The organism is Schumannella luteola (assembly GCF_013408685.1).
GTDB lineage: Bacteria > Actinomycetota > Actinomycetes > Actinomycetales > Microbacteriaceae > Schumannella > Schumannella luteola.
The window spans coordinates 3,343,925-3,367,621 of the sequence record NZ_JACBZY010000001.1; the positions used below are offsets into that span (position 1 = coordinate 3,343,925).

24 protein-coding genes and 1 tRNA gene are annotated in these 23,697 nt (G+C 72.0%); 10 read left to right on the forward strand and 15 right to left on the reverse strand.

Annotation, left to right across the window (positions count from 1 at the left end; all coding sequences use genetic code 11):
- Positions 1-44 precede the first annotated feature (44 nt).
- Positions 45-293 carry a hypothetical protein gene (locus BJ979_RS15245; protein ID WP_179569202.1) on the forward strand — a complete coding sequence of 83 codons (249 nt, stop codon included), beginning with the start codon at positions 45-47 and terminating at the stop codon, positions 291-293.
- Between the two features lie 53 nt (positions 294-346).
- Here the strand turns inward: BJ979_RS15245 and BJ979_RS15250 are convergent, their stop codons facing one another.
- Together BJ979_RS15250 and BJ979_RS15255 are read right to left on the reverse strand one after the other, a co-directional pair.
- Positions 347-580, reverse strand: a complete 234-nt coding sequence (locus BJ979_RS15250; RefSeq protein WP_179569204.1) for a hypothetical protein — start codon at positions 578-580, stop codon at positions 347-349.
- Positions 581-582: 2 nt separating this feature from the next.
- Positions 583-1,302, reverse strand: a complete 720-nt coding sequence (locus tag BJ979_RS15255; protein ID WP_179569206.1) for a helix-turn-helix domain-containing protein — start codon at positions 1,300-1,302, stop codon at positions 583-585.
- 95 nt (positions 1,303-1,397) lie between these two features.
- Between BJ979_RS15255 and BJ979_RS15260 the strand changes: the two genes are divergently transcribed.
- Positions 1,398-3,431 (forward strand): M3 family metallopeptidase, encoded by a 2,034-nt coding sequence (locus BJ979_RS15260; protein ID WP_179569208.1) that lies wholly within the window; start codon positions 1,398-1,400, stop codon positions 3,429-3,431.
- Positions 3,432-3,508: 77 nt separating this feature from the next.
- Here the strand turns inward: BJ979_RS15260 and BJ979_RS15265 are convergent, their stop codons facing one another.
- The 7 genes from BJ979_RS15265 to clpX all read right to left on the reverse strand — a co-directional run bounded on the left by BJ979_RS15265 (position 3,509) and on the right by clpX (position 12,093).
- Entirely contained in the window at positions 3,509-4,537 is a 1,029-nt protein-coding gene (locus BJ979_RS15265) for an LLM class flavin-dependent oxidoreductase (RefSeq protein ID WP_179569210.1), read from the reverse strand.
- A gap of 304 nt (positions 4,538-4,841) precedes the next feature.
- Positions 4,842-6,050 (reverse strand): benzoate/H(+) symporter BenE family transporter, encoded by a 1,209-nt coding sequence (locus BJ979_RS15270; protein WP_179569212.1) that lies wholly within the window; start codon positions 6,048-6,050, stop codon positions 4,842-4,844.
- A 143-nt stretch (positions 6,051-6,193) separates the two neighbouring features.
- Positions 6,194-6,946: an amino acid ABC transporter ATP-binding protein gene (locus BJ979_RS15275; protein WP_179570429.1), complete on the reverse strand. Its 753-nt coding sequence runs from the start codon at positions 6,944-6,946 to the stop codon at positions 6,194-6,196.
- An 83-nt stretch (positions 6,947-7,029) separates the two neighbouring features.
- The gene (locus BJ979_RS15280) at positions 7,030-8,013 is read right to left on the reverse strand and encodes an amino acid ABC transporter permease (RefSeq protein WP_179569214.1); all 984 of its coding nucleotides are present in this window, start codon (positions 8,011-8,013) and stop codon (positions 7,030-7,032) included.
- Positions 8,014-8,015: 2 nt separating this feature from the next.
- Positions 8,016-8,912 (reverse strand): ABC transporter substrate-binding protein, encoded by an 897-nt coding sequence (locus tag BJ979_RS15285; RefSeq protein ID WP_179569215.1) that lies wholly within the window; start codon positions 8,910-8,912, stop codon positions 8,016-8,018.
- A 73-nt stretch (positions 8,913-8,985) separates the two neighbouring features.
- Entirely contained in the window at positions 8,986-10,641 is a 1,656-nt protein-coding gene (locus BJ979_RS15290; RefSeq protein ID WP_179569216.1) for an amidohydrolase, read from the reverse strand.
- A 174-nt stretch (positions 10,642-10,815) separates the two neighbouring features.
- Positions 10,816-12,093, reverse strand: coding sequence for an ATP-dependent Clp protease ATP-binding subunit ClpX (clpX, locus tag BJ979_RS15295; RefSeq protein WP_179569217.1), 1,278 nt, complete (start codon positions 12,091-12,093; stop codon positions 10,816-10,818).
- 169 nt (positions 12,094-12,262) lie between these two features.
- Between clpX and BJ979_RS15300 the strand changes: the two genes are divergently transcribed.
- The 3 genes from BJ979_RS15300 to BJ979_RS15310 all read left to right on the forward strand — a co-directional run bounded on the left by BJ979_RS15300 (position 12,263) and on the right by BJ979_RS15310 (position 14,694).
- Positions 12,263-12,973 (forward strand): hypothetical protein, encoded by a 711-nt coding sequence (locus BJ979_RS15300; RefSeq protein ID WP_179569218.1) that lies wholly within the window; start codon positions 12,263-12,265, stop codon positions 12,971-12,973.
- Between the two features lie 102 nt (positions 12,974-13,075).
- Positions 13,076-13,852 (forward strand): YcnI family copper-binding membrane protein, encoded by a 777-nt coding sequence (locus BJ979_RS15305; protein WP_179569219.1) that lies wholly within the window; start codon positions 13,076-13,078, stop codon positions 13,850-13,852.
- Positions 13,853-13,857: 5 nt separating this feature from the next.
- The gene (locus BJ979_RS15310; RefSeq protein WP_179569220.1) at positions 13,858-14,694 is read left to right on the forward strand and encodes a copper resistance protein CopC; all 837 of its coding nucleotides are present in this window, start codon (positions 13,858-13,860) and stop codon (positions 14,692-14,694) included.
- 35 nt (positions 14,695-14,729) lie between these two features.
- Here the strand turns inward: BJ979_RS15310 and BJ979_RS15315 are convergent, their stop codons facing one another.
- The 3 genes from BJ979_RS15315 to BJ979_RS15325 form a co-directional block, all read right to left on the reverse strand.
- Positions 14,730-15,158 (reverse strand): nitroreductase/quinone reductase family protein, encoded by a 429-nt coding sequence (locus BJ979_RS15315; RefSeq protein ID WP_179569221.1) that lies wholly within the window; start codon positions 15,156-15,158, stop codon positions 14,730-14,732.
- A gap of 101 nt (positions 15,159-15,259) precedes the next feature.
- Positions 15,260-15,931 (reverse strand): ATP-dependent Clp protease proteolytic subunit, encoded by a 672-nt coding sequence (locus BJ979_RS15320; RefSeq protein WP_141164193.1) that lies wholly within the window; start codon positions 15,929-15,931, stop codon positions 15,260-15,262.
- A gap of 36 nt (positions 15,932-15,967) precedes the next feature.
- Complete coding sequence (locus BJ979_RS15325; protein ID WP_281361020.1) at positions 15,968-16,639, reverse strand: ATP-dependent Clp protease proteolytic subunit; 672 nt, start codon at positions 16,637-16,639, stop codon at positions 15,968-15,970.
- 134 nt (positions 16,640-16,773) lie between these two features.
- Here BJ979_RS15325 and BJ979_RS15330 point away from each other — a divergent pair, with 134 nt between their 5' ends.
- The 3 genes from BJ979_RS15330 to BJ979_RS17750 all read left to right on the forward strand — a co-directional run bounded on the left by BJ979_RS15330 (position 16,774) and on the right by BJ979_RS17750 (position 20,427).
- Positions 16,774-17,313: a hypothetical protein gene (locus BJ979_RS15330; RefSeq protein ID WP_179569224.1), complete on the forward strand. Its 540-nt coding sequence runs from the start codon at positions 16,774-16,776 to the stop codon at positions 17,311-17,313.
- On the forward strand, positions 17,310-17,873 hold the full coding sequence (locus BJ979_RS15335) for a tetratricopeptide repeat protein (RefSeq protein ID WP_343046732.1): 564 nt from the start codon (positions 17,310-17,312) through the stop codon (positions 17,871-17,873). The genes BJ979_RS15330 and BJ979_RS15335 overlap by 4 nt, the downstream gene beginning before the upstream one ends.
- A gap of 169 nt (positions 17,874-18,042) precedes the next feature.
- Positions 18,043-20,427, forward strand: coding sequence for an acyltransferase family protein (locus BJ979_RS17750; protein WP_179569226.1), 2,385 nt, complete (start codon positions 18,043-18,045; stop codon positions 20,425-20,427).
- 54 nt (positions 20,428-20,481) lie between these two features.
- Here the strand turns inward: BJ979_RS17750 and BJ979_RS15345 are convergent, their stop codons facing one another.
- From BJ979_RS15345 to BJ979_RS15355, 3 genes are all read right to left on the reverse strand, one after another.
- Positions 20,482-21,006: a DUF1697 domain-containing protein gene (locus tag BJ979_RS15345; protein ID WP_179569228.1), complete on the reverse strand. Its 525-nt coding sequence runs from the start codon at positions 21,004-21,006 to the stop codon at positions 20,482-20,484.
- Positions 21,007-21,198: 192 nt separating this feature from the next.
- Entirely contained in the window at positions 21,199-22,548 is a 1,350-nt protein-coding gene (gene tig, locus BJ979_RS15350) for a trigger factor (RefSeq protein WP_179569230.1), read from the reverse strand.
- Positions 22,549-22,580: 32 nt separating this feature from the next.
- A tRNA-Pro gene (locus tag BJ979_RS15355) sits at positions 22,581-22,658 on the reverse strand.
- A gap of 357 nt (positions 22,659-23,015) precedes the next feature.
- Between BJ979_RS15355 and BJ979_RS18210 the strand changes: the two genes are divergently transcribed.
- Both BJ979_RS18210 and BJ979_RS15365 read left to right on the forward strand, forming a co-directional pair.
- On the forward strand, positions 23,016-23,342 hold the full coding sequence (locus tag BJ979_RS18210; RefSeq protein ID WP_179569232.1) for a cupin domain-containing protein: 327 nt from the start codon (positions 23,016-23,018) through the stop codon (positions 23,340-23,342).
- A 117-nt stretch (positions 23,343-23,459) separates the two neighbouring features.
- Positions 23,460-23,645, forward strand: a complete 186-nt coding sequence (locus BJ979_RS15365; RefSeq protein ID WP_179569234.1) for a hypothetical protein — start codon at positions 23,460-23,462, stop codon at positions 23,643-23,645.
- Positions 23,646-23,697: the final 52 nt, after the last annotated feature.

The following is a 23,697-nucleotide window of genomic DNA, read 5'->3' on the forward strand; positions in this document are numbered from 1 at the left end:
CGGCGGCGCAACCGCGTCGTCGCGCATCCTCGAGAGGAGCAGTCATGCAGCTCGGAACCCGGTGGAGCGTCGGGGCGGACACCCCGCCGCGCCTGCCCGAGGCGGTCGTGACGGCCGTGCGCCAGGTCGAGGCGGAGCTCGCCGCCGAAGGCGTCGACACCACGGTCAGGCGCTGGACGCTCACCTGGCTCGAGGGCCGGCCGGTCGTCGAGCTGGATGACGGCACGACGATCCGGTACTCCCCCGCCGCAGACGAGGCCGTGATCGAGGCGCCGCAGCCCGAGGACGGCTGAGCCCGGGCGCGGCCGGTGCGGCGGTCGCGACGGCGGCGCCCGGCTTCGCGGCCTCAGCGCGTGAGGAACGCGCGCTGCAGCTCGGCGCGGCGCTCGCGCTCGACGCGGGCGCGCGAGTTCTCGCGCAGCAGCGTCGCATCGGCGCGGGTTCGCGCATCGCGCTCGGCGGACTCCGCGGCGCGGCGACGCGCCCAGACGGTCAGCGCGACGCCGAGACGGTAGACGGCGAGGGTCGCGCCGCCGCTCGGGCGCACGCCCAGAGCCGGGGTGTGGATCGCGGCGGACATGGTCATCCCTCCTTCCGGTCGTGCTTCGATGCGGTCGTGGAGCCGGAAGCAGCGTCTCCGTCGGCGGCGTCCTCGCCGGCCTCGTCACCGGGAGTGACGTCGCCGCCCATGACCGGGAAGACGTTGAGCTGCGCCTGCACGGGACGGGATCCGGGCTCGGTGCTGTCGCGGTAGGTGACGACGAACTCGTCGACGACCTCCATGAGCCGCTTGCTCAGCTTCGCCAGCTGCGGCCCGGTGAGACGCAGGTTCGCGGTCGAGATCGTGGCGCGGTCGATCCACTTCTCGCCGAGCTCGTCGCCGTGCGCGAGGAACTCGTCGAGCTGACGGCGCCGGCGGTGCTCCCATTCGGCCTGGATGAGCTCGCTCGCGGCGCGCATCCCCCCGCCGGCCCGGAAGGCGCTCGGGTCGAGCGAGATGCCGCCCGGCACGCGCTCCCACCAGCGCTCACGGGCGGTTCCGCGGCCCTCGACCTCGCGCACGAAGCCGTGCTTCTCGAGCTGGCGCAGGTGGTAGCTGGTCGACCCGCTCGACTCCCCGAGCCGATCGCCGAGACCGCTCGCGGTGGCGGGGCCGAAGGTCGAGAGCGCGTCCACGATCGCGACCCGCAGCGGGTGCGCGTAGGCCTTGAGCGCGGTCGCATCGAGGGTGCGGCCGAACGCGGCGTGCGCACCCGCGTCGTGAGCGGGGTCCGGAGCAGCGACCGGATCGGTGGAGGTCATGGTGCAAAGATACTTCTTGCAAACACTTCTTTGCAAGACTTTCTTTGCAACGCTTTCTCTGCATCATCGCGCGGCTTCGTCCTAGGGTGGAGCGCATGACCACCACCCCGTTCTCGCAGCCGAGCACCCTCCCCCACGGTCTCCCGCCCTTCGCCGACATCCGCGACGAGCACTTCGCCCCCGCCTTCGACGAGGGCATGGCCGAGCAGCGGGCGGAGGTGGCGAACATCACGCGCGTGCGGTCGATGCCGACCTTCGAGAACACGATGGAGCCGCTCGAGCGCTCCGGCCGCATCCTCGATCGGGCCCTGCACGTGTTCTTCAACAAGTCGTCGTCCGACTCGAACGACACCACGAACGCGCTCGAAGAGGAGTACGCACCGAAGTTCGCCGCGCACAACGATGCGATCCGCCTCGACAGCCAGCTCTACTGGCGCATCTCCACGCTCTGGGAGGGGCGCGAGAGCGCCGACTGGACGCCCGAGCAGCGCTACCTCGTCGAGCGCTGGCACACCGAGATGACCCTCGCGGGCGCCGGCCTCGACGACGAGGCCAAGACGAAGCTCAGCGAGCTCAACGCGCGGCTGTCGACGCTGACGACGCGCTTCGAGAAGAACCTGCTCGCCGACACGAACGAGCTGGCCGTCGTCATCCGCGACCGCGCCGAGCTGGACGGGCTCGGCGACGGCGAGATCGCCTCGGCAGCCGGGGCCGCCCGCGAGCGCGGGATCGAGGACGCCTGGCTCGTCACGCTGCCGCTCTTCACCGGTCATCCGTGGCTGGCCTCGCTGACGAACCGCGAGGTGCGCGAGCGCATCATGACCGCGTCGCGCTCGCGCGGCATCCACGGCGGCGAGCACGACAACCGCGAGGTGCTGCTCGAGATCGTGCGGCTGCGCGCCGAGCGGGCCGAGCTGCTCGGCTTCGCCAGCCACGCCGCCGCCGTCACCGCCGACCAGACGGCGAAGACGCCCGAGGCGGTCGCCGGCATGCTCGAGCGCCTCGCGCCCGCCGCCGCGCGCAACGCCCGCGCCGAGCAGGAGGCCCTCGAGAAGCAGGCCGGTCAGCCGATCGCGGCGCACGACTGGGCGCTGTTCACCGAGAAGGTGCGCGCCGCCGAGTACGACGTCGACACCGCGGCCCTGCGCCCCTGGTTCGAGGCCGAGCAGGTGCTGCGCGACGGCGTCTTCTTCGCCGCCGGCCAGGTATACGGACTCACCTTCGAGGAGCGCCCCGAGCTGCAGGCATACCACCCGGAGGCGCGCGTGTTCGAGGTGTTCGAGGAGGACGGGAGCGCGCTCGGGCTCTACGTGCTCGACCTGTACACGCGCGACTCGAAGCGCGGCGGCGCGTGGATGAACCCGCTCATCTCCCAGTCGGAGCTGCTCGGCATCCCCACCTCGATCGTCGTCAACAACCTCAACGTGCCGAAGCCGCCGGCCGGATCCCCCACGCTGCTGACGCTCGACGAGGTCAACACGCTGTTCCACGAGTTCGGCCACGCGCTGCACGGTCTGCTCGCCCACGTGACCTATCCGCGCTTCTCGGGCACGAACGTCTACCGCGACTTCGTCGAGTTCCCCAGCCAGGTCAACGAGATGTGGATGCTGTGGCCCGAGGTGCTCGCGAACTACGCCAAGCATGTCGAGACCGGCGAGCCGCTCGACCAGGGCATCGTCGACCGCCTGCACGCCTCCGAGCAGTTCAACGAGGGCTTCTCGACCAGCGAGTACCTCGCCGCGGCGCTGCTCGACCAGGCGTGGCACCGGCTCTCGGCGTCGGAGGCCGCATCCGTCACCGACGTCGCCGCCTTCGAGGCTGCGGCCCTGGCCGAGGTCGGCCTCGACAACCCCGCGGTGCCGACGCGCTACTCGTCGACCTACTTCGCGCACACCTTCTCGGGCGGCTACGACGCCGGCTACTACTCCTACATCTGGAGCGAGGTGCTCGACGCGGATGCGGTGGAGTGGTTCCGCGAGAGCGGCGGCATGACGCGCGCGAACGGGGACCGCTTCCGCGCGTTCGTGCTCGGCATCGGCGGCTCGCGTGACCCGCTGGAGTCGTACCGCGAGTTCCGCGGGCGCCCCGCCGAGCTCGCCCCGCTGCTGAAGCGCCGCGGCCTGGAGTAGGCCCGGCCGCGAGCGCGGGGTTCCGTCCGAGCGCGGGGTGACGACGCCCCGCCGTCGGAAAGGGGACCCCGCTCGGCTCAGGCCGGGGTCGAGGTCGGGGTCGGGGTCGGGGCGAGCGCCCGCACGGTGTCGAGGCGGTCGCTGAGGCGTGAACCCTGCACGGCGAGCACGATCTCGTCGGCTCCGGTGCGGGCGGTGAGCGCGTCGAGGGCGGCCCGCACCGTCGCCTCCGAGCCGACGGCCTGCTGGGCGAGGCGCGCATCCACCCACTCGGTCTCGGCGGCGGTCCAGGGGTGCTGCTCCGCCTCCTCGATCGTCGGGATGCGCGCGGGCAGCCGCCCGGTGCGCATGCGCAGCTGCACGAGGGCCTGCGGCAGCGCGCGGCGGCGGGCATCCGCGTCGTCGTCGCCGACGACGGTCGCGACCGCGACGGCGGAGCGCGGCTCGCGCAGCACGACCGAGGGCGTGAACGCCCGGCGGTAGAGGTCGAAGACCACGTCGGTCATCTCGCCGCCCGCGAAGTGGTGCGCGAAGGCGAAGGGCAGGCCCATCATCCCGGCGAGGCGCGCACTGAAGTCGCTCGAGCCGAGCAGCCACAGCTCGGGCGAGTCGCCCATGCCGGGGATCGCGACGATGCGGCCACCCTGCCCGCTCTCGAGCGGCGGGATCGTGCCGAAGTAGGCGAGCAGCTCGATCACCTGGTTCGGGAAGTCGTCGACCGTCTCGGCGCCGACGTTGCGCCGGATCGCCGCCGACACGGTCGGATCGGTGCCCGCGGCGCGGCCGAGGCCGAGGTCGATGCGGTCGCCGTGCAGGGCGACGAGGGTGCCGAACTGCTCGGCGATCACGAGCGAGGAGTGGTTGGGCAGCATGACCCCGCCCGAGCCGACGCGGATGCGCTCCGTCGCCGCCGCGATCGCGCCGATGAGCACGGCGGGGGCCGAGCTGGCGATCGAGGGCATGCCGTGGTGCTCGGCGACCCAGAAGCGGGAGTAGCCCGCCGCATCCGCCGCCTGCGCGACCGCGATGGTCTCGGCGAGGGCGGAGGCGTGGTCGCCGCCGCTGACGATGGGGGCGAGGTCGAGGATCGAGAGAGGTGCGCTCACCCGGTCTGCAACGCCGTCGCGCCGCTCAGGATTCCGCGGGTCAGTCGGCGGAGCGGCGGCGCCGACCCGCACTGGTGAGCGGACTCGTCGTCCTCCGCTCTCCCTCCGCAACCCGGGTGCTTCGCAATTCAGGATCGGTTTCGCAATTCAGGATCAGCGGCGGGATCCGCACGGATAACGGCCGGAATCCCGGTCGGATCCTGAATTGCGCGGCGACGGATCCTGAATTGCGATCGTGCCGGCGAACTCACCGCACGACGCGTCGGGGTCAGACGCCCGGATCCCGCGCTCAGGATTCCGCCGATCAGTCAGCGGCGCGGCGGCGCCCGACGCGAAGCACGAGCATGATCGCGCCGCCGGCGAGGAGCCCCCAGACGGCCGAGCCGATGCCCGCGATGCTGATGCCCGAGGCGACCACCAGGAAGGTCGCGATCGCGACGATGCGGTTCGGCACATCCTCCAGTGCGCCGGTGATCGCCGTGATGAGAGCGCCGAGCAGGGCGAGGCCGGCGACCGACTCGATGAGGATGGGCGGGCTCGCCCGCACGAGGGCTCCCGCCGCACCGGCGCCGAAGGCCAGCAGCAGGTAGGCGGCGCCGCCCGTGACCGCTGCGATCCAGCGGCGCTCGTGCGGCGTGTGCGAGTCGGGGCCGGCCATGATCGCGGCGGTCAGGGCCGAGAGGTTCACCTGGAAGCCGCCGAGCGTCGACGTCGCCGCCGACACGATGCCGGTCGAGGCGAGAAGGGTGCGGGTCGGGGCGGCCTCGTAGCCGAAGGCGCGCAGCACCGTGAATCCGGGGATCTGCTGGCCGGCCATCGTGACGAGGTACAGCGGCACTCCGAGGCTGACGATCAGCACCGGGTCGAAGGTCGGGGCCGTGAACGTGACGACCGGCGCGAGCGAGAGCCCCTCGGCCCAGTCCGGCCCGGCGGCGACCAGCACGGCGACGGCCGTCGCGACGACAGCCGCGGGCACCGCCCAGCGCGGCGCGAGCCGGCTCAGCACGAGCCAGATCACAATCGGCGGCAGCGCCAGCCACGGATGCTCCACGGTCGCGGTGACCGGCGACACGCAGATCGGGAACAGGATGCCGGCGAGCATCGCGCTCGCGATGGGCTTCGGGATGCTGGTCGCCATCCGCGCGAGCCACGGCCAGAACCCGGTGATCGCCATGAGCGCCGAGGCCACGAGGAACGCCCCGACCGCGCCGGTGTAGTCGTGTCCCTTCGATGCGGCGCCGGCGGCGACGAGCACCGCGGCGCCCGGCGTCGACCAGGCGAAGGAGAGCGGCAGGCGGAAGCGCAGGCTGAGCACGATCGCGAGCAGCGCCTGCCCGAGGCAGAGCGCGAGCAGCCCCGATGCGGCCTCGGCGGCGGTCGCGCCGACGGCGGTGAGCCCCGCGATCACGAGCGCGAACGAGCTCGCGAAGCCGGTCACGGCGCCGACGAGTCCAGCGGCGATCGGGGCGACGAGGGACGAGGGCGCGGAGGCGGGGCGATCACCGGCTGTCATGGCCGCACCAGCCTAGTGAGCGGGCAGGCCCGGCCGACGCGGGCCGCGACGGAATCGGCCCGCATCCCTCCCCCGCCGAGATGGGAGACGAGGATGCGGGCCGCTCTATCGCGAGCCGGTGCCTGTGACGCAGCCGGCGCCGCTCAGAGCACCTTCGACAGGAACGCCTTCGTGCGCTCGTGCTGTGGGTCGGTGATGACCTGGCGCGGGTCGCCGGCCTCGACGACCACGCCGCCGTCCATGAACACCAGGCTGTCGGCCACCTCGCGGGCGAAGCCCATCTCGTGCGTGACGACGATCATCGTCATGCCCGAGGCCGCGAGGCTCTTCATGACGTCGAGCACCTCGCCGACGAGCTCGGGGTCGAGCGCCGAGGTCGGCTCGTCGAACAGCAGCAGCTTGGGCTCCATCGCGAGCGCGCGGGCGATCGCGACGCGCTGCTGCTGGCCGCCCGACAGGGACGCCGGGTAGGCCTTGGCCTTGTCGGCGAGTCCGACGCGGGCGAGCAGCTCGGTCGCGCGCTTCACGGCCGCATCCCGACCCTGCCGCTTGACCCGCTGCGGCGCTTCGATGATGTTCTCGAGCACGGTCAGGTGCGGGAACAGGTTGAACCGCTGGAACACCATGCCGATGTCGCGGCGCTGCAGCGCGGCCTCCTTCGGGTGCAGCTCGTAGATCTTGTCGCCGCGCTGGCGGTAGCCGATGAGCTCGCCGTCGACGAACAGGCGGCCGCCGTTGACCTTCTCGAGGTGGTTGATGCAGCGCAGGAACGTCGACTTGCCCGAGCCGGAGGGCCCGATGATGCACATGACCTCGCCGCGCCCGACCTCGAGCGAGATGCTCTTGAGCACGGTGTTCGAGCCGAAGCTCTTCATGACGCTCTCGGCGCGCACCATCGGCTCGGCGGCCCGCGCCGCGGGAGCCGCGGGAGCCCCGGATGCGGTGGACGCCGCCGAAGCGCTGCTCGATGCGGTGTCGCTCATGCGCCGCCCCTCTCGTTGCTCTCCCCTGCCGTCGTCGGCTCCGCCGCAGCGGCCGTCGGCGCGACGGGGTTGCCGCCCACGTCGATGAACCGCGTGCTGCGCGCGAAACGCTTCTCGAGGAAGTACTGGCCGACCATGAGCACCGAGGTGATCACGAGGTACCAGATCGACGCCACGATGAGCAGCGGGATCGGGTTGAAGGTCTCGGCCGAGATATCGCGCGTGCGCGTGTACAGGTCGGTCGAGAGCGGCACCGCCGTGACGAGCGAGGTCGTCTTCAGCATCGAGATGACCTCGTTGCCGGTCGGCGGGATGATCACGCGCATCGCCTGCGGCAGGATGATGCGCCGCATCGTCTGACCCCAGGTCATGCCGAGGGCGACGGCCGCCTCATCCTGGCCCTTGTCGACCGAGAGGATGCCGGCGCGCGCGATCTCCGACATGTACGCCGCCTCGTTGAGCGCGAGGCCGATGACGGCGAGCCAGAAGACGCTGATCGCCTCCTGCGTCGTCCAGCTGACCGCGGCGGTCGTGAAGGGGATGCCGATCGTGATCGTCTTGTAGATGGTGGCGAGCAGGCCCCAGAAGACGAGCTGCACGTAGACCGGGGTGCCGCGGAAGATCCAGACGAACACCCAGGCGAGCGCCCGCAGCACCGGGTTCGGCGAGAGGCGCATGACCGCGACGAGCCCGCCGATCAGGATCGCGCCGATCATCGACAGCACGGTGAGCTCGAGGGTGACGAGCACGGCCTGCGAGACGCGGCGGTCGAAGAGGTACTTCGCGACCGAGGGCCAGTCGTAGGTGGGCCGGTTGACGGCGGCGTCGTAGACGAAGAGCGCCAGGATGACGACCAGCACCACGGCGATGATCCAGCGGCCGGGATGGCGCAGCGGGATCGCCTTGATCGGGTCGGGCGAGGCGCCCGACGGGCTCGGGGCGCCGGAGCGCGCCGAGCCCGTCGAGGTGGTGTCGCTCATCGTCAGCTCGTGGCCCCGTTGATGTCGATCTTGTCGATCGCGCCGTCTTCGACGCCCCACTTCTTGAGGATCTTCGCGTAGGTGCCGTCATCCTGCAGCGACTGCAGCGCGGCCTGGAGGGCCTGGCCGAGCGTGCCGCGGTCCTTCGCGATGGGCATGCCGTAGAGGAAGACCGAGTACGGGTCGCCCGCGACCTCGAGCTTGCCCTTCGACTGCTTGACGGCGTAGAGCGTGACGGGCGAGTCGGCCGAGAGCGCGTCGGCGCGGCCGAGCGTCACGGCGGCGGTGGCGTCGTCCTGCGTGTCGTAGCCGAGCAGCTTGATCTCGGGCTTGCCCGCATCCGTGCAGGCCTTCGACTTGGCGGGGCCGTCGTCGAGCGCCTCGGTCGTGCCGTTCTGCACGGCGAGGGTGATGCCGCAGGCGTTGTCGGGGTCGACGGTCTTGCCCGCGGGCGTCGCCCACTGGATGCCGGCCTGGTAGTAGTCGACCATATCGACCTGCTTCTGACGTTCCTGGGTGTCGAAGAAGGAGGAGAGGCCGATGTCGTACTTGCCGCCGGTGATGCCCGGGATGATGTTGTCGAACTTGGCGACCTGGTATTTGGTCTTCAGACCCAGCTTCGCGGCCATGGCATCCGCGAGCTCGATCTCCCAGCCGATCGGGTTGCCGTCGGCGTCCTTGAACTCGTTCGGCGCGTAGGTCGCGTCGGTGCCGAGGGTCAGCGTGCCGGCCTTGACGATGTCGGCCGGCAGCAGCTTGGCGGCCGCGTCGTCCTTCTTCACATCGGCGGCGGCGCCGCTCGCGGCAGGGGTGTCGGCCTCGTTGTTGACGCAGCCCGACAGCGTCAGGGCGGTGACGGCGGCGAGGGCGACGAACGGCAGGAGTGCGGTGCGTTTCATGGTGTCCTTCTCGTGGTGCAGCGACGGGATGGTCGTGGTGGGCTGTGAGGGGTCGATGGTGCAGGTCGGGGTCTCAGCTCGTGTGCACGCGCTCGCCGTCGACCCAGGTCGAGACGGTGCGCGTGTCGGAGATCGCGTCGAGCGGACCCGCGAAGGGGTTGCGGTCGACGACGGCGAGGTCGGCGACGGCGCCCGGCTCGAGTGTGCCGGTCGTCTCGAATCCGTTGATGCGGGCGGAGCCCTGCGTGTAGGCGCTGACCGCCTGCGCGAGCGACAGGGCGCTCTCGGGGTAGAACGGCTTCTCGTTGTAGTCGGGGTCGTCGTGCGGCAGGCGGCGCGTGACGGCGACCTGCAGCGCGGCCCACGGGTCCGGCGTCGTGACAGGCCAGTCGCTGCCGGCGCAGAACGCGGCGCCGGCGTTCCAGAGCTGGGCGAAGGGGTACTGCCACGACGAGCGCTCCGCGCCGAGCGCGACGAGGTTGATGAGCTCGTTCTGCGGCTCCCAGTTGGCCCAGAGCGCCTGCATGTTCACGGTCGCGCCGAGCGGGGCGAATCGGGCGAGGTCGTCGGGGTGCACGACCTGCACGTGGGCGAGGTGGTGGCGGATGCCGCTGTCGCCGTTGGCGGTGCGCGCGGCCTGGATCGCATCAAGCGCCTCGCGCACGGCCCGGTCGCCGATCGCGTGGATGTGCACCTGGAACCCGGCGCGGTCGAGCTGCGTCACGTCCTCGCGCAGCTCGATCGGGTCGACGAAGGAGAGCCCGGTGCCGAGGGTGGGGGCGCCGCTCTGGTCGAGGTAGGGCTCGAGCATCCCGGCCGTGTAGTTCTCGGGGATGCCGTCCTGCATGATCTTGATGCTCGTCGCGCGGAACCGCGGATGCGCGAACGCCTCGCGGCGGGCGATCAGCTCGGGGATCTGCTCGGCGCCGCGCGAGCGCTCCCACCACAGCGCCGCGACGACGCGCGCCGTCAGCGCGCCCGAGCGAGCGGCCTCGAGGTAGACCGGGCTCGTGTCGCTGTGGCCGCCGTAGTCGCCGACGATCGCGTCCTGCCAGCCGGTGATGCCGAGCGAGTGCAGGTACTTCTGCGCCGTCAGCAGCGCCTCGGTCTCCTCGGCGTGCGTGTCGGCGGGGATGTGCCGGGTCACGAGGGTGCGGGCGCCCTCGTGCAGGGTGCCACTGGGTGCCCCGCTCGCGTCGCGTTCGATCCGTCCGTCGGCGGGATCGGGGGTGTCGGCGCGCAGCCCGGCGATCTCGAGCGCGCGGGAGCTGACCCAGGCGCCGTGGTGGTCGCGGTTCGACAGGAACACGGGGCGGTCGCCGACCACCGCATCGAGGTCGCTCGCGAGCGGCGCGCCGCCGGGGAAGGCCGCGACCTGCCAGCCGCCGCCGAGGATCCACGGCAGCTCGGGGTTCGCGTCGGCGTAGTCGCGGATGATCGCGAGGTACTGCTCGCGCGTGGCCGCGCCGGAGAGGTCGCAGCGCATCAGCTCGAGGCCGCCCTCGACGGGGTGGATGTGCGCATCGACGAAGCCGGGCAGCACGAGTCCGCCGGCGAGGTCGACGACCTCGGTGTCGGGTCCGGTCAGCGCGGCCAGCTCGTCGGCGTCACCCAGGGCGAGGACGCGGCCGTCGGCGACGGCGAGACCGGTGACGCGGGCGTCGGGCTCATCCAGGCCGCCGGTGTAGACCGCGCCGTTCACGAACACGGTCTGCGCGCGAGATGACATGACGCTCCTCATCCGGATCCCCCGCTCCATCGCGGGGCCGGTGTGCCGATGCTATTCCCGAACGAGCGACGCGATCCGCACCGAAACCAAACTTTTACAACCGGATCGGTGGATGGGCGCGCAGGGCACCGTCAACTTCACCCGTCGTTCAGCGAGTGCGCTCGGGGTTCGGGATCAGGCCGACTTCTCGGCGCGCCGCGGCTGCCGCGGCACGATCGTCGGCGCCGCGTTGTTCGAGACCGCCTCGCGGGTGATGACCACGCGGGCCACATCGTCGTCGGACGGCACATCGAACATGATCGGCCCCAGCACCTCTTCGAGGATCGCGCGCAGACCACGAGCGCCCGTCTGCCGCAGCACGGCCAGGTCGGCGATCGCCTCCAGGGCGTCCTGCTCGAACTCCAGCTCGACGCCGTCGATCTCGAACATGCGCTGGTACTGCTTCACGAGCGCGTTCTTCGGCTCGGTGAGGATCTGCATGAGCGCGCTCTGGTCGAGCTGCGACACCGTCGTGACGACGGGGAGGCGGCCGATGAACTCGGGGATCAGGCCGAACTTGTGCAGGTCTTCCGGCAGCACCGCGCTGAACAGCGTGGCCTCGTCGCGCTTCGAGTGCAGCGGGGCGCCGAAGCCGATGCCGCGCTTGCCGACGCGGCCCGAGATGATGTCCTCCAGCCCGGCGAAGGCGCCGGCCACGATGAACAGCACGTTGGTCGTGTCGACCTGGATGAACTCCTGGTGCGGGTGCTTGCGGCCGCCCTGCGGCGGGACGCTCGCGACGGTTCCCTCGAGGATCTTCAGCAGCGCCTGCTGCACGCCCTCGCCCGAGACGTCGCGGGTGATCGACGGGTTCTCGGCCTTGCGGGCGATCTTGTCGACCTCGTCGATGTAGATGATGCCGGTCTCAGCCCGCTTGACGTCGTAGTCGGCGGCCTGGATCAGCTTCAGCAGGATGTTCTCGACGTCTTCGCCGACGTAGCCCGCCTCGGTGAGGGCCGTCGCATCCGCCACCGCGAAGGGCACGTTGAGGCGCTTCGCGAGGGTCTGGGCGAGATAGGTCTTGCCGCAGCCGGTCGGGCCGATGAGCAGGATGTTGCTCTTGGCGATCTCGATGTCGTCGAGCACGGCGTCGGCGCTGACGAGCTGGCTGCGGGCGCGGATGCGCTTGTAGTGGTTGTAGACGGCGACCGACAGCGCGCGCTTGGCGGGCTCCTGGCCGATCACGTACTCCTCGAGGAAGTCGAAGATCTCGCGCGGCTTCGGCAGATCGAACTCGCTCGAGGCCTCCTCGCCGGCTTCGGCGAGGCGCTCTTCGATGATCTCGTTGCAGAGCTCGACGCACTCGTCGCAGATGTAGACGCCGGGACCTGCGATCAGCTGCTGCACCTGCTTCTGCGACTTGCCGCAGAACGAGCACTTGAGCAGGTCGGCGCTCTCACCGATGCGTGCCATTCAGGTCACCCTCCCCGAATCGTTCATCGAAGCCTAGACCGAACAGGGCTCGCGGCGTTGCACCCCGTCCGGGCGGTGCGTCTCGGGGTGTCCTCATGCTCCTTAGACTGGATGCGACGACCGACATCCCGGTCGCGACACCCCGTTCCGCCGCCGAGAGGTCACCGGCATGTCGTCTGCTCTGCAGAGCCGCGCGGCGCGCACCGCGCGCGGCGCCCTCGCGGGCACGACCGCGATGGTGCTCGCGGCGGCGTCGCACGGCTTCGGCGGCGGCGACATCCCCGGTTGGCTCGCGATCGCGGTCGGCCTCGTCGTCGCCGTGCTGCTCGGCACTCTGCTGACCGCGAAGACGCCGTCGCTGCCGCGTCTGCTCGCGATCGTGCTGCCGAGCCAGGCGGCCTTCCACTATCTCTTCGTGCTGCTCGGCGGCCCCGGTCTCGCGGTCGCGCGCCATGCGCACCCGGGGGCCGGGTCGAGCGCCTTGGACGCCGCGGGCCCGGCGACCGGCGTGACCGGATCGCACCTGCAGCACATCACCGAGCCGCGGATGCTCGCCGCGCACCTGGTCGCCGCCGTCCTCACGGTCGTGCTGCTGCGCTGGGCCGAGGCCGCGCTCTGGACCCTGCTCGTGCGCCTCGCCGAGCCGACCGGCGCACCCGCCGCCGCGCTCCGCAGCGCACTGCTCGCCCTCGGCGCGCTCGCCGGCGGCGCGCTCGATCAGGGTGCTGCCGCCTCGCCACGGGCCTCCGCCTCCGCTGCGGCACTCCGCCGTGCGCTCCGGTCCGCCGCGCGTGCCCGCGGCTCGGCCGTGCGTCTGAGGTCCGCCCTGCTCGTCCGCGCCTCTCCCCTGCGCGGCCCGCCGCTCGTCACGTTCGCCTGACATCCGCCGCCCGGCATCCCGCCGACCGGCATCGCGCGCCGACGTCTGTCGCGCGCACCCCAGCGAACGATCGCCGCACCCCGCGGCGACCAAGGAGAGACCATGAACCGCGCTCCCGCGCACCCCGCCACCCAGCCCGTCCGCTCGCGCCGCCCGCTCGCCCTGACCGCCACCGCGGTCGGTGCCGGCGCGCTGCTCGCCCTCGCCGCCCCGCTCGCGGCGAGCGCGCACGTGACGGTCGGCCCGAACACGGCTGCGGCCGGCAGCTACGCCACCGTGAACGTGAAGGTGCCGACCGAGTCGGACACCGCATCCACGACGAAGATCGAGCTCGACCTGCCGACCGACACCCCGCTGTCCTACGTGGCCTACGAGCCGATCGCCGGCTGGACCGTCGAGCTGGTCAAGGAGAAGCTGCCGAAGGCCGTCAAGGTCGGCGACAGCACCCTCACCGAGGGCTACACGACGGTCGTCTGGACCGCGACCGGCGAGGGCATCAAGCCCGGCGAGTTCGTGCAGTTCCCCGTCACCCTCGGGCCGGTGCCCGACGTCGACAAGCTCGTGCTGCCCGCGCATCAGAGCTACAGCGACGGCAGCGTCGTCGACTGGGATGAGACGGGCGCCGACGCCGAGGACCCGGCTCCGACCGTCTACGTGAACGAGGCTCCGCCGGCCGATGAGCACGGCGGATCGCACTCGGCGGCCTCCGGCGACGAGCACGGCTCGGACGCGACCGAGGCCTCGGCGACGTCCGCCGCCGCTCAGCCCGATGTGCTCGCGCGCGTGCTCGGCATCGCCGGCCTCGTCGTCGGCGTGATCGGCCTCATCGTCGGCGCCCTCGGTGTGACCCGCGCGCGCCGCGGAAACGGAGCGGCGTGATCGGCGTGAGCCGCGCATCCCGCACCACCGGCCGGGCGACCTCGCGTCGCCCGGCCGGGCCCCGCGCGCTCGCCGCGATCGCGGCGAGCGCCCTCGTGGCCGCGCTCGGCCTCGCCGGGGCGGTGCTCGGCGTCGCGACCCCCGCCTCGGCGCACAACCGCGTCACGGCGACCGTGCCGGCCGCCGACGCGACCGTCACCGCGCTGCCGGAGACGTTCTCGATCACGACCGACCTGGCGATGCTCGACCTGCAGGGCGGCGGCAAGGGCTTCGCCGTGCGCATCGAGGGCCCCGAGGGCTGGAGCTACTGCCCCGAGCAGCCCGAGATCGTCGACAACACGATGTCGGTTCCGGCGGTGCTCGGCGGTTCAGGCCCCTACACGCTCACCTGGCAGCTCGTCTCCGCCGACGGCCACACCGTCAGCGGCGACTTCGGCTTCACCTGGCAGGCGCCGGCCGACTACGTCGTGCCGAAGGCGGGAGCCGACGGCAACCCGGCGTGCAAGCCCGACACCGCCGACGAGTCGGATGCCGACGGCGCGGCCTCGTCGGCTCCCTCCGGACCCGCGGTCGGCCAGGACGGCGCGCAGGTCCCCCTCGGCGACGTGCTCTGGATCGGCGGCGCGATCCTGGCCGTGCTCATCGCGGGCGGCGTGACGCTGCTCGTGCTGACCCGCAAGCCGCGAAACGATCGCACAGGCGGCGACAGCAGCGGTTCCGATTCCGACTCGGTCTCCGACAGCCGCGATCGCGGGCCCGACGCCGACGCCGGATCGAACGACGGCGGAAGCGACAGCGGCGGGTCCGGCGACTCCGGCTCCGGGGGCGGCAGCTCCGACTGACCGCATCTGCGCCGACCGCGTCGGCGTCGCACGACCTAGCGGGTCGCGGGAACCAGCTTCACCAGCGGGATCTCGCGGCCCGCTTTCCGTTCGTGCTCGGCGAAGAACGGGAAGCCCTCGAGCAGCTCGGCCCAGAGCCGCGCCCGCGCGTCGCCCGTGACGGTCTCAGCCCGCCCATCCCACTCGCCGTCCGGCAGCTCGACATGCACGCTCGGGTCAGCGACGAGGTTGAGATACCAGGCCGGATGCCGCGGCGCGCCCGCAGCCGACGCCACGACGACGACGCCGTCGCGGTCGTCGGATCCCTGCGGCACGAACATCATCGGCGAGGTGCGCTTCTCGCCCGAGCGCCGTCCGGTCGTCGTGAGCAGCGCGATCCGCTCGCGGTGCACTCCCGGAACCCCGAGGTCTCCCCCGGCCCGGTACCCCGCGATGACCTGCTCGTCCAGCTCGTGCGCCGTCATGCTCCGCACCGTACGCCGTGCCGGCGACACGCAGAAGGGCCGCCGGGATGGCCCGACGGCCCTTCTTCCGCATCTCCGCACGAGCGGAGCAGCGGCGGCGCTTACTTCGCGGTCAGCGCCGGCACGTTCTTGCGGCTCGTGAGCACCTGGTCGATCAGACCGTACTCGAGCGCCTCCGGCGCGGTGAGGATCGTGTCGCGCTCGATGGCGGCGTTGATCTCCTCCTGCGACTTCTTCGAGTGGTTCGCGAGGGTCTCCTCGAGCCACGTGCGCAGGCGCAGGATCTCCTTGGCCTGGATCTCGATGTCCGAGGCCTGACCGCGACCGGCCTCGCCGACGGCGGGCTGGTGGATGAGCACGCGCGCGTTCGGAAGAGCGAGGCGCTTGCCCGGCTCGCCGGCCGCCGCGATCACGGCCGCGGCCGAGGCCGCCTGGCCGAGCACCACGGTCATGACCTGCGGGCGGATGTACTGCATCGTGTCGTAGATCGCCGTCATGGCCGTGAACGAGCCGCCGGGGCTGTTGATGTACATGACGATGTCGCGGTCGGGGTCCTGGCTCTCGAGCACCAGCAGCTGAGCCATGATGTCGTCGGCCGAGGCGTCATCCACCTGAACGCCCAGGAAGATGATGCGGTCTTCGAACAGCTTCGCGTAGGGGTCCTGGCGCTTGAAGCCGTAGGCCGTGCGCTCCTCGAAGCTGGGGAGGATGTAGCGCGACGAGGGCATGCGCGACGCGAGGTCGCCGCCCGCCGAGAAGTTCGGGGTCTCCATGATTCGTTCCGTCTCTCTTGTTCTCTGCGCTCGCGACTACTTGGACTCGTCGGTTCCGCCGCCGCCGACGACGTCGGCCGCCGACTCGCGGATGTGGTCGACGAAGCCGTACTCGAGAGCCTCCTCGGCGGTGAACCAGCGGTCGCGGTCGCCGTCGGCGTTGACCTGCTCGGCGGTCTTGCCGGTCTGGGCCGCCGTGATCTCGGCGAGGCGCTTCTTCATGTCGTTGATCAGCGCGGCCTGGGTCTGGATGTCGGAGGAGGTTCCGCCGAATCCGCCGTGGGGCTGGTGCAGCAGCACGCGCGCGTTGGGCGTGATGTAGCGCTTGCCCTTCGTGCCGGCCGTGAGCAGCAGCTGGCCCATCGAGGCCGCCATGCCGATGCCGACCGTGACGATGTCGTTCGGCACGAACTGCATCGTGTCGTAGATCGCCATGCCGGCGGTGATCGAGCCGCCGGGCGAGTTGATGTAGAGGAAGATGTCCTTCTTCGGGTCCTCGGCCGCGAGAAGCAGCAGCTTCGCCGCGATCTCGTTCGCGTTGTCGTCACGCACCTCGGAGCCGAGCCAGATGATCCGGTCCCGGAGAAGTCGGTCGAAAACGCTCGGCTGGAATGCCGGTTCTGCCATTGGAGCAACTCCCTGTTCTGTGGATTGCCTCGAATCTACCGGGGCGCCCGAAGCGGTCTGGGCCCTGTTCGCCGTGGGCAGATCGGGTGTCGCCGTGACGACGCGCTCGCCGTCGCGAGCGGGCGACGCGCGGGCGACGCGCGGGCGACGCGGCGCTGCCTGCCGAGTCGCCGAGCGCTGTTCCCCGTCACCGCGACCGCGCGTAGCCTGACGGCGTGAGCGACGGGGCGGGCGACGGGGCGAAGCGCGAGGATGCGCGGCCGGATGCGCCCGGCACCCGGCTGCAGCGCTGGGCGACCTCGGCTCTCTGGCCGGTCGCGATCGCCGTGCCGATCGTCTCGATCCTGACCGCGATCATCGTGCGACTCGGCGGTCACCGCGATCCGGACGGCGCCGACAGCTCCTCCACGCAGGGGATGCTCGGCGGAGCCGGCGACGGATTCCTGCTGCAGCTCGCCGGGATCGACGCCGTGCTGCTGCTCGGCACCCTCGTCGCGGCGGCGCTCGTGCGCGTGCGCCAGGCGCGCGGCAGCGCCGAGCTCAGCCGACCCGAGTCGTGGGCCGTGCTCGCCCAGGCGGGCGGCGGCGCGCTCTTCGCGCTCGGGATCGTGCTCATCGACCCGGCCCCGGGACCGGCCGGGCAGTGCCTCATCATGGGATTGTGGGCCGTGGTCGTCGGCACCGGGGCGCTCATCGCGCTCGCGGTGCGCGAGCTGCGGCCCCGCTCGAGCCCGACCGAGGAGAGACTGCCGTGACCGACCCGACCGCCCGCGCCGCGGCATCCACCTCCGCCGTCGCGATCGATCGATCCGACGACCCGGGGTACGCCGAGTGGCGCCGCCGCATCGACGCGGTCTGGGACGACGAGTCCCTCGGCGAGCGCGAGACCATGCGCCGCATCGACGCCCTCGTGACCGAGCGCCCCGACGACCCCGAGGCGCTGGCCGAGGCCGGCGGCGCCCGCGATTCCGCCGGTCTCGAGTCGTGGGCCGAGCAGCTGTACGTGCGGGCCCTGGATGCGGGGCTCGCCGAGCCGTATCGCTCGCAGGTGACGATCCAGCTCGCCTCGACGATCCGCAACCTCGGCCGCCCCGAGGAGTCGATCGCGCTGCTCGACGCGCACTTCGGCGATCAGCCCGAGCACGAGCTGGCCGCGGCGGCGAGCGCCTTCCGCGCGCTCGCGCTCACCTCGGCGGGTCGCCAGGTCGAGGCCGTCTCCGAGCTGCTGATTACGCTCGCGCCGACGCTCCCCCGCTACCGCCGGTCGGTGCGGGCCTACGGGCGCGACCTCGTGGGGCTGCCTGAGGAGGACTGAGCGCGACGGCGTCCGGGAATGGGATCGGCGGGGCGCCTCGGTGATCGCGCCGGCACAGGCGCCGGGCGCGCAGCAGCCGGCATCGCCGAATCGCAGAGCTCGCTGAGAACCCGGCCGCGCATCCCGTCTCGTGGCCGGCCGTTAACCCGCGGTCTTTACGGTCGCCGAGATGGATGAGACGACCCGACGCCGCCCGCGGCCCGCCTCGAGCGTCGCGGGCCGCAGCGACTCGGCATCCGCGGCCGGCGCCGACACCGGCACCCGCTCCGGCTTCCGCGCCGACGTGCACGCGATCCGCGCCCTCGCTGTGGTGCTCGTCGTCGCCTACCACCTGCACCTCGGCCTGCCGACGGGCGGCTTCGTCGGCGTCGACGCCTTCTTCGTCGTGTCGGGCTTCCTCATCACCGGCCACCTCGTGCGCGAGCTGCGCCGCGACGGCCGCGTCGACCTGCCGGCGTTCTGGGCCCGCCGCGCCCGTCGTCTCGTGCCCTCGGCGCTCGTCGTGATCGTCGCGGCCGGCGCAGTCGGGCTCGCCGTGATCCCCCGCGAGGATTGGCCGCGGCTCGGCGCCGAGCTCGCGGCCAGCGTCGCCTATGTCGAGAACTGGTTCCTCGCCGGCGCGAGCGTCGACTATCTCGCGGCCGGGGCCTCGGCCACGCCGTTCCAGCACTTCTGGTCGCTCGGAGTCGAGGAGCAGTTCTATCTCGTCTGGCCGCTGCTGCTGCTGCTCGCCTGGCGCGTGCTCGCCCGGCGGCCCGGACGGTCGAGTCGCCGCGAACGGGCTGCCCGGTCCGAGACGGACGGACCGGCGGCAGCGGCGGCGGACGCCGCGGTCGCCGCTTCGCCGTCGATCTCCACGCCCGTCGCGGGCCGCCTGCTCGACCGCCTCCGCCGCCGCGACCCGCTCCTCATCGCGACCCTGCTGGTGGCCCTCGTCACGGCGGCCTCGCTCGCGGCATCCCTCGTGCTCACGGCCACGAATCCCGAGCCCGCCTACTTCTGGCCGCACACCCGCGCCTGGGAGTTCGGGGCCGGTGCGCTCCTCGCTCTCACCGGCGCACGGCTGCCCCGCCGGCTCGCCGTTCCCGGTGCGCTGCTCGGCTGGGCCGCGCTCCTCGCGACCGGACTCCTGCTGCCCGCATCCATCCCCTACCCCGGCATCGCGGCCGCGCTGCCGGTCGCCGCGACCGTGCTCGTGATCGCGGCGCGCTCCGAGTCCGGCGTCGTCGGCCGCGTCATCCGCCTCGCCCCGGTGCGGGCGCTCGGCACGCTCTCGTACACGCTGTACCTCTGGCACTGGCCGATCGGGGTGCTGCTGCCGAAGATGATCGAGCTGCCGGTCTGGGCTGAGGCGACGCTCGTCGCCGCGCTCTCGCTCGGTCTCGCCGCCCTCACCCACCTGCTCGTCGAGAAGCCGGGGCTGTCGCCGCGGATGCGCCGCCTGCGACCGCGCGTCGTGCTCGGGGCGACCGCGGGGGCGATGGTGCTCGTGCTCGCGGCCCCGGGTGCCGGCTGGGCCGCGATCGCCAACCAGCGCGCGGACGACGCCCGCCTCGCCACCCAGCTCGCCGACGGTCACGCCGACTGCTTCGGCGCCGCGGCAATCGCCGACTCCGCCGGCTGCGATCTGAACGGCGACCCCGCACTCGCCTTCACCCCGTCAACGACAACCGCCGAGTACGACATCTCGTCCACCTGGGACGAGTGCCAGGCCCGCGACGACGCCCCCGTCAGCTGCGTGATCGGCCAGCGCGGCGGCACCCGGGTCGCCCTCATCGGCGACTCGCACGCCCACCACTGGGAGTCGGCGCTCAGCCGCCTCGCCGAGCAGCGCGGCTGGGAGCTGCACTTGTTCGTCAAGGGCGGCTGCGAGTTCTCGGCCATCGAGTGGAGCGACGTCGACGAGCCGACGCAGGCGCGCTGTGAGCGCTGGAACCAGCGGGTGGATGCGGCCCTCGCCGACCAGGATCCCTACGAGCTCGTCTTCACCTCCTCGCGCGCCGATCTGCGCGGGCAGCCGACGGGGCTGACGGAGGGCGCCGACGCCGGCGCGGCCCGCGCCGGCGATGCGGGTGCCGACCCGGACTCGAGCCCCGACGAGGCGGATGCCGATTCGGCTTCGAACTCCGACGCGACCCCCGATCCCGCGACCGAGGCCGGCCGCGCCGCGATCGCGGCCGCCGGCTACCGCGCCGCCTGGCAGCCGCTGATCGACCGCGGCACGACCGTGCTCGGCATCCGCGACACCCCGGCGGTCGGCACCGGCAACCGCGCCTGCCTCGACGCGAACCCCGACGACGTCGGCACCTGCGAGATCAGCGCCGACCGCGCCTTCGCGTCGACCGACCGGCTCGCGGCGACCGCCGCATCCACCGCCGGAGCCCGCGAGCTCGACCTCACCTCGTCGCTCTGCCGCGACGACTCCTGCCCGGCCGTGATCGGCAACGTGCTGGTGTTCCGCGACTCGCAGCACCTCACCGCGACCTACTCACGCACCCTCGCCCCGGCTCTCGGGCGGGCGGTGGATGCGGCGCTCGCGACGCCAGGGTCCTGACCGCTCCGGCTCACTGCGACGAACGCCGCGGCAAGCGCTGCGTCAAGCGCTGCGTCAGCGGCGCAGCTTGTCGAGCGTGTTGACGTTGCGGCTGGTCAGCCACGGCTTGTAGCGCGCCTTCGACTGCGCCTTGCCCATCACGCTGTCGAGCGTCGACCCCTTCTGCACGGTCCAGTAGAGGACGCCGTGGGCGAGCTCGGCACGCTCGAGCTGCGGATCGAGCGACGGGATGACGTCGGCCAGCTCGGCGCGAGTGTCGTCGTGCGCGGCGACGACGACGTAGTCGTGCCAGCCGTCGCGCCCGCGCTCGAAGGGGTAGTCGTCGATGATGCGGGCGAGCTCGGCGTCGTCGAGCACATGCACCCAGGCGTCGTAGCCGAAGCGCTCGCGCAGCGCGGCTTCGAGCCGCTGTTTCACGGTCGCCGCCGACTCGTCGCTCTCGAGCGCGACGTTGCCGCTCGCGAGCACCGTGCGCACGCCGCCGTAGCCGAGCGCGCGCACGCAGTCCGCGAGGTCGGCCATCTTGATGTTCACGCCGCCGACGTTCACTCCGCGCAGCAGCACGACGTATCCGGTCATCGCGCACCTCCTCGTCGTGGTCAGGCTAGCGACGCCCGCCGACACGAGACCCGCGTGTGGGCGGCCGAGCCGCCACGCGCGACCCGTCCTCGGATATGGCGGAGGGCCGGGCGGGATCGCTCCCGCCCGGCCCTCGAACCGTCCGCCCGGGTCATGCCCGGGCACCGCGTCAGTGGTTGTGTCCGGCGTGACTCAGTGGTTGTGTCCGGCGTGCTCGTCGGCCGACTCCTCGCCGAAGATCGGGCTGTCGTCGCCCTCACCCAGCGCGGTCGCGGTGAAGGCGCTGACGTCGACGGGCTTGCCGTCGGCATCCACGACCTTCGCCTTGCTCAGCACGACCGCGAGGGCCTTGCTGCGTGCGACGTCGGCGACCATGGCGGGGATCTGACCGCCCTGGTCGAGGGCCTTGATGAAGTCGCCGGGCTCCATGCCGTACTGCGCCGACGCCTGCACCAGGTAGGTGGTGAGCTCGTTCTGCGAGACCTGCACGTTCTCCTTCTCGACGATCGCGTCGAGGATGACCTGCTGGCGGAAGGTCTTCTGCGTCGACTCGGTCACCTCGGCGCGGTGCTCGTCGTCCTCGAGACGGTTCTCCTGCTCGAGGTGACGGTGCACCTCGTCTTCGACCATCTTCTCGGGAACGGGGATCTCGACCTGCTCGAGCAGCACGTCGACGATCTGGTCGCGCGCCTGGGCGCCCTGACCGAAGACCTTCGACTTGCCGAGCTGCTCGCGCAGGTCGGCCTTGAGCTCGTCGATCGTGTCGAACTGGCTGGCGATCTGGGCGAAGTCGTCGTCGGCCGGCGGCAGCTCGCGCTCCTTGACGGCGTTCAGCGTGACGGCGATCTGCGCGTTCTCGCCCTCGTGGTCGCCGCCGAGCAGCGGAGCCTCGAAGGTGGTCGACTCACCGGCGGTGAGCGTGTCGAGGGCCTCGTCGATGCCCTCGATGAGCTCGCCCGAGCCGATCTCGTAGGAGATGTTCGACGCGGTGTCGACCTCCTCGCCGCCGATCGTGGCGGTCAGGTCGAGCTGCGCGAAGTCGCCGGTCTTGGCCGGGCGGTCGACGGTCACCAGGGTGCCGAAGCGGGTGCGCAGGTTCTCGAGCTCGGTGTCGACGTCCTCGTCGGCGATCTCGGCGTTGTCGACCTTGAGCTCGAGGCCCTCGTACGACGGCAGGTCGAACTCGGGGCGCACATCCACCTCGACCGAGATCTTCAGGTCGCCGGCGAAGGTCTTCGCGTCGGGCCACTCGAGCACGTCGGCCTCGGGGCGGCCGATCGGCTTGATGTCCTCGTTCTGCGCGGCCTCGCGGTAGTAGCGGTCGAGGCCCTCGCTCACGGCGTGGTTGAGCACCTCTTCGCGGCCGACGCGCTGGTCGATGATGGGCGGCGGCACCTTGCCCTTGCGGAAGCCGGGGATGCTGACCTGCTCGGCGATGTGCTCGTAGGCGTGCGCGATGGCGGGCTTCAGCTCCTCCGGCGTCACCGAGATGGTGAGCTTGACGCGGGTGGGCGTGAGCTTCTCGACGGTCGTCGTGACCATAGGGGTGTATCTCCTGCTGTCGGTGGTCTGGTTGGTCGGGGCGACAGGATTCGAACCTGCGGCCTCCCGCTCCCAAAGCGGGTGCTCTAGCCAAGCTGAGCTACGCCCCGCGGATTCCAGTCCCGCGGGGGCTGGGCGGCGGAGCTGACGCTCCACCACGATTGCCTGGCATTGCCCGGAAAACGGCCGCGCGACAGTCTAGCGGAGGGCGCGGCCGGGTTCCTGCGCGCGGGGTGCCGCGCGAGCGCGATGCAGTTGCGCTGCGAGCGATCGGCGCCGGCGGCGCCCGAGCCGCCCGGTGTCGCGCGACTCGCCACCGCTGCGGATACTGGCGAGGCGCGATCCCGGTCCCCTCGGCGACGTCATCGCCCTACGAGAGCAGTATCCGTGTCAGGTCGACTCGGCGACGCAGCCGGCTCCGCGTCGAGGGATGTCGCTTCGGCCGTTCGCCGCGTAGCTTCGGGAGCGTGTCGATCTTCGATCTCATCGCGGCCGCCCCCGACCCCGCTCGCGCCGACCTCTTCGTCACGCCCGAGCTCATCCTGCGCAGCCGCGGCTTCGAGCCCGGCGGGAGCTTGCGCAAGCACGTCCACTCGCACCTCGACGAGGTCTTCATCGGGCTCCTCGGCGAGACCACCGTCTACGCCGGGGATGCGGTCATCCGTCTCGGCGTCGGCGAGACGCACGTGGTGCCGCGCGGCATCCCGCACGAGATCCGCAACGAGAGCGACGCCCCGTCGCGGCTCGCGATCGTCAAGTCGCCGGGCGACGACGACGACACCGAGTGGCTCTGACCGGCCCGATCGACTGACGTCGGCGCCGGCTCGTCCACCGGGATGCGCCGCCCGCGGGCTTCGCGGTTCACGCGCGTCGCTCCCCCGGATGTCGGTGGTGAGGCGCACCCTGTGCGCATGGCCGACATCGACATCCGCGAACTCCGCGCATATGAGCCGTACTGCGTGCGCTGCGGCGAGTCCGGTCCGATCGAGACGAGCGCGTTTCTCGCCTTCGCGTGGGAGCAGTCGCACCAGTGCGACGAGGACGCCCTCGACGGCCGTGACACCGACGAGCTCTCGAGCGACCTGCGCTCTGCCTGACCGGCGGTCTGCACTCTGCCCGACCGGCGCGCTGGGCTTCGCGCGGGCCCGC